This window comes from Ramlibacter sp. (assembly GCF_013697775.1).
Classification (GTDB): Bacteria; Pseudomonadota; Gammaproteobacteria; order Burkholderiales; family Burkholderiaceae_C; genus Ramlibacter.
This window is the reverse complement of sequence record NZ_JACCWG010000461.1, coordinates 1-5,361: the sequence shown is the minus strand read 5'-3', so window position 1 is coordinate 5,361 and position 5,361 is coordinate 1. Positions and strand designations below refer to the sequence as shown.

Sequence of the window (5,361 nt, the reverse complement as noted above, 5' to 3'; positions counted from 1 at the left end):
GGCTTGGCGGGGGCGGCTGGCTGCACCACGGCCGCCGGCGCCGCGGGCTGGCCGGGTGACTGGCCCAGCAGGGACAGCTGGCGCCCCATGAGCTCCAGCTGGCGCCGGAAGATGTCCTCGATGGCGCCGGTGTCGGCGCTCGCCGGCTGGCTCGCCAGAACCCCCACGTACGCCGCATGGACCGGCGGCAGCGGCTCCGCCGCGGGGATCGTCTGGGCCGCGGGGGGGGGCTGCGGGGCCTGGGCCGCTGGCGCCGCCTGCGTGCGCAGCACCGGCTCCCATTGGCCATGGTCGTGGAGATGGCGGGCGACCTTGGCCACCGTGTTGACGGTTTCGTAAATCTCGCCGATCGCCAGCGACACCTTGTAGCGCCGATTGACGTCCTGCAGCGTCTCGGCAAGGATCATGGAGTCCGCGCCCATGTCCACGAACAGGCGCTCGGGCTCGATGCTCTGGGGCGTCTGGCCCAGGCTGTGCGCGAGCTCCTTGCGGATGTGCTCGACGATTTTCGAAACGACGCCTGCCGCGACATCATCAGCCATGTTGTTCATCCCTTGTTTGCGTTGCGTGTAGATCGGTGTGCGCATGTCCTTGCCGCCGGCGTTCCAGCACGCCCAGCTGGCTGCGCATCACATCCAGTTGAAGCGCGATCAGGTGCGCCCCGGCCATCGGCGCTATCGGCGCCATCGGCGCCGCCGGACCGGGCGCCGGCTCGGGCAGGCCCCAGAATTTCTGCTGGCCCAGCGTCCGGGCCGGCACGCGGGCCTGCCGCGTTCGCGGCAGCACCGGGTCCAGCCGGACGTCGGCGTGGCATTCGTACAGCCGCCCCAGGGCCCGCAGCAGCACCAGCATGCCGTCCTCGCCGCGGCGCTGCGTGGCGACGGCCTGCACGCCCGCGGCGCCGTGGTCGCGCGAGATGAGTTGGGACAGCGTCCGGTCGGGGCCGATTTCCAGGAACAGGTCGAAGCCGTCGGCGACCAGCGTGCCGATTCCCCGGGCGAACGCGACGGGCGCGACGATGTGGCGGCTCCAGTAGTCGGACGCCGGCGGCAGGTCGCGCAGGAGCTGCCCGTCGAGGTTGGAGACGAGCGGCAGCCGCGCGGGCTGGGTGGCCAGGGTGCGCGTGAACAGCGCGAGCTGTTCGGCCGCGGGCGCGAACGCGGGGGAATGGAAGGCGTGCCGGGTGGGCAGCCGCCGATGCAGCAGGCCCGCCGCGCCGGCGGCCGCTTCGAAGGACGCGATGGCCGGGCCAGCGCCGCTGACCGTCACCGAGGCGGCGCCGTTGAGCGCCGCCAAGTGGATCGGCAACCCCGACCGCGCGATGAGATCCTCGACCGCCGCCTGCGTCGCGAAGACGGCCAGCATCGCGCCCGAAGGACTGGCGGCCTGCATCCAGCGGGCGCGTTCGTGCACCAGCGCCACCGCCGTGTCCAGGTCGAGCATGCCGGCGACCGTTTGCGCCGCGATCTCGCCTACGCTGTGGCCGATTACGGCGGCCGGCGCGACGCCCGCGGCCATCACCAGCCGCGCCAGCGCGTGTTCGAGGCAGAACAGCGCGAGCTGGGCCAGGTGGGTGTCGGCCAGCATCCTCTCGGCCCCCTGCGGGCCGCCGTGGAGCAGGTCGTCGACAGTGAAGCCGGCGCGTGCCCGGATGCGCGCGGCGCAGTCGTCGAACGCGTCCCGGAAGCTCGCATTGCCGGCGTACAGCGACGCGCCCATGCCGGCGTACTGGCTGCCCTGGCCGCTGAAGACAAAGGCGATGCGCGGCTTGCGCGCGTCGGCAGGCGTGGCCTTGCTCCTGAGTTGCCGCACCGCGTCCGCCCGGTCCGCGGCGGCCACCGCGATGCGATGGCGCAGCGGGTCCCGGCGGTAGGCGAGCGTGCAGGCCACCGCCTGCATCGGCTCGCGCCCGCTCTCCAGCGCGTCGGCCAGGCTGCGCGCATCGGCGACGGCCAGTTCGCCGCCGTGCGACGACAGCAGCAACAAGGTCACACCGCCGTCGGCGGCCGGCTCCGCGGCATCAGGGGGCGAGTCCGGCTGCTCGCCGCGCGCCACGATCACGTGGGCGTTGGCGCCGCCGAAACCGAAGGAGCTGACGCCGATGCAGGCTCCCTCGCGCAGCGGCACCGCGGTCTCGGCGATCGCAAGCTGCCCGCGCGCCTTGTCGACCACGCCGCTGTAGGGCGGGCTGACGGCATGCGGCGGAACGATGCCGTGTTCGAGCATCAGCATGGCCTTGAGCAGCCCGCCCATTCCGGCGGCCGCTTCCATGTGGCCGACGTTCGCCTTGGCCGAGCCGACATGGCAGCGCGCCTGCGGCATGTCCGAGAAGACCTCGCGCAGCGCATTGAACTCGATCGCGTCGCCCAGCTTGGTGCCAGTCCCGTGGGCTTCCATGTAGGCCAGGTCGTGCTGGGACACGCCGGCACGCGCCATGGCGGCGCGGATCACCTGCTCCTGGCTCAGCCCGTTGGGTGCGCTGATGCCGTTGCTGCGCCCATCCTGGTTCAGCGCGCTCGCGCGGATCTCGCAGCGGGCCCGGGCAGCGAACCTGGAGACATCGGCCGCGCGGGCCAGGACGATGACGCCCACGCCCTCGGCGCGGCCATAGCCGTCGGCATGGGCGCCGAAGGTGTTGCAGCGGCCGGTCGGCGACAGCATGGACGCCTGCGAGAAAGACAGCGTCAGGTCGGGCGAGACGATGACGTTGACGCCGCCCACGATCGCCAGGTCGAGTTCGTCGCGTTCCAGCGACTGCAGCGCGACGTGCAAGGCCGTCAGCGAGGACGAACACGCCGTATCGACTGTCAGGCTCGGCCCCTTGAGGTTGTAGTAGTACGAGATGCGGTTCGCCAGAAGGCCGTGCGAGTTGCCGATGCCGTGGTAGGCATCGATGGCGGGCTTGCTGCCGCTGCCCAGCAGCATGTAATCGTTGCTGCCCGCGCCGACGAAGACACCCACGCCCAGCCCGCGCAGGGCCTCGCGGGTCAAGCCGGCATCCTCCAGCGCGTCGTGCGTCGCCGTCAGCAGCAGGCGCTGTTGCGGATCGAGCCTGGCCGCCTCGCGCGGCGAGATGCTGAAATAGTCGGCGTCGAATCCGGCGATGTCGCGCAGGTAGCCGCCCTTGAGCGTGGTGATGCGCGGCGCGAGCTGCGGGTCGCGCATCACCGACCACAGGCCGAGCCGGTCGGCGGCCGGCTCGGCCGCGACCGCTTTTCCCGCCAGCAGCAGCTGCCAGTACGCGTCCACGCTGTCGGCACACGGGAAACGGCAGGCGGCGCCGATCACCGCCACCGCCGACGGTGCATGCGCCATTACTGGAGCTGCCGGCGCTGCGTGAGCAGGAAGTCGAACAGCTGCGCCCAGGTGTCCAGCGATTCTGTGGTCAACCGCTCGATCTCCTCGTAGCGCGCCGGCACCAGTGCCTGGCGGACGACGTACCAGCTGTCCTCGGAGTGGTCGTCGTCGACGAAATCGCCCTTCTCGTCCTCGATGTGTACCGAGTGGTAGGTGCCGGGCTCCGCGAGCGAGGGGCAAACCCGGATGCTGTTCCTGCCCCACGGTCCGTAGTAGGGCATGAACACCGTTTCGATGCAGGCGAGCACCACCGCCAGGCGCAGATGGTCGCCCTGGTTGCCCTCGAGCGTGGCCCGGGTGGCGCGCGCCGGCGGGCAGGTCCGGTACGCGCGCCAGGTCGCCTCGTCCAGGCCCATCTTGGCCATGGCGTCGGCCAGCAGCCAGTAGTGGGACAGGCGGGGATGGCCGCTGGAGCCGTCCGCGCCCGGCGCCAGCGTGAAGCCGATCTCGTCGGCCACGTTGAGCTGCACCAGGAAACGCGCGGCCAGCTTCGCCTTGAAGCCCAGGGTGGGCTCCAGCTGCAGGGTGGTCTGCATCAGGCGCAGCAGGGACTCGCTGAACACTTCGAGGAAGGCCGCGCGGATCTCCATGTGCACCACCTGCATGCCGCGCAGGTCGAACTCGCTGTTTTCCCAAGCCTGCAGGATGGGATGCGAGTGCAGCCGGTGGGCCAGGATGGTGTTGTTGACCAGCTTGTGGGTGAAGGCTTCGTTTCGCTCCCAGAGCGATGGATCCACCGACTCCTTGATCAATTGGCGGCATGTGGTGCGCGGATCGGCGATGGGCTCGGTCATTTGTCGTCCAGAAGGTTGTGGGGGGCGGGGAGGAAGGCCGTCTCAGCCGGCGCGCATGTTCGAGGGCGGGAACCGGGTGCCCCAGCCGTGGCCTTGCAGGTCGGCCGCGATCCTGTCGGAGAGTTCGGCGTGATAGGTGGGCAACATGCTCCAGTGCGTGGCCTGGCGGAAATGGTGGGCGGCGTGGTAGCCGGCATTCCACGTCAGCCAGTTGTAGAACTTGCCGGTGTGCGTGCGCGACGCGGTGAAATCGTCTCCCATGGGCAAGCCGCTGTGGTGCGCCCAGGCGGACCACTTCAGCATGTACAGCATGATCAGCATCGGCACCACGAAGACGATCGCCGCCGCCGCCGGCTTGTAGGCAACCACCGCGCCCAGCAGGATCAGGCAGACGGCCAGATGGGCGATGAACTTGGTGCGCAGTTCGCGCTTGCCGCGGCTGAACGTGATGCACGACGGGTAATGCCACAGCGCCGACCTGAAGGAGAACTCATGCCTGCCCAGGGTGGACCCGTCGGCGCGCCGCGTGTTCAAGGTGTCGATCGCCGGGTTGAAGTAGCACGCGTGGTGCCCGATGATGTGATTGAGCGTCCCGGAGTGCGGGGAGGTGCCGGTCTCGAAGAACATGATCACCTCCAACAGCCGATTGAGCATCGTGCTCTTGAAGGTCATGGTGTGGACGTGGTTGTGGTTGTAGCCCACCACCGAAAGACGGGGAAGCAGCAGCAGGAAGGAACAGGCCGCCATCAGCCAGAGGCTGTCCACGTAAAGGTAGAGAAGAAGCAGGATGGCGAACAGGCCCGTCACCAGCAGCGCCGGCCAGACATCGATCGGATTGCGAAAGATCTTGCTCAACATAGAGATGCTCCTGCACTGGTGTTCAACGCGTTCCACGAAGACGTTTCCGCGAGCGCCGCGCCCTTGGGCCGCTCGGGGAACTTGCGGTGGATGAACGCCGCGAGTTCCCGGGTGTTCGGGTAGTTCCAGAGCACCGTGGGGTCGAGGTCCGCCGCGAAGCGGTCCGACAGGCCTTCGGCGAGTTCGCTCGAGTCGATCGAGCCGAGGCCCAGCATGGCGAACTCGGTGTCGAGGCCGGCCGCTTCCCGCGGGATGCGGCAGCGCTGCGCGATCCAGCCGGTGATGAATCCGGTGATTTCCGCGAGCCGGTCCACCGCCGGCGCCGGTGCGGCCATGCGGATCGGCGCCGGGG

Annotated in this window: 5 protein-coding genes; all 5 read right to left on the bottom strand. The window is 69.7% G+C overall.

Going from position 1 to position 5,361, the window contains the following annotated elements:
- On the bottom strand, positions 1-542 hold a 542-nt coding region (locus tag H0U68_RS23470), incomplete at its 3' end, for an acyl carrier protein (RefSeq protein WP_296359321.1).
- Positions 535-3,315 carry a type I polyketide synthase gene (locus tag H0U68_RS23465; protein ID WP_296359320.1) on the bottom strand — a complete coding sequence of 927 codons (2,781 nt, stop codon included), beginning with the start codon at positions 3,313-3,315 and terminating at the stop codon, positions 535-537. The genes H0U68_RS23465 and H0U68_RS23470, both read right to left, overlap by 8 nt.
- Entirely contained in the window at positions 3,315-4,151 is an 837-nt protein-coding gene (locus H0U68_RS23460; RefSeq protein ID WP_296359319.1) for a hypothetical protein, read from the bottom strand. The genes H0U68_RS23465 and H0U68_RS23460 overlap by 1 nt, the downstream gene beginning before the upstream one ends.
- Positions 4,152-4,193: 42 nt before the next feature.
- Positions 4,194-5,009, bottom strand: a complete 816-nt coding sequence (locus H0U68_RS23455; protein ID WP_296359318.1) for a fatty acid desaturase — start codon at positions 5,007-5,009, stop codon at positions 4,194-4,196.
- On the bottom strand, positions 5,003-5,361 hold a 359-nt coding region (locus H0U68_RS23450; RefSeq protein WP_296359317.1), incomplete at its 5' end, for an acyl carrier protein. The genes H0U68_RS23455 and H0U68_RS23450, both read right to left, overlap by 7 nt.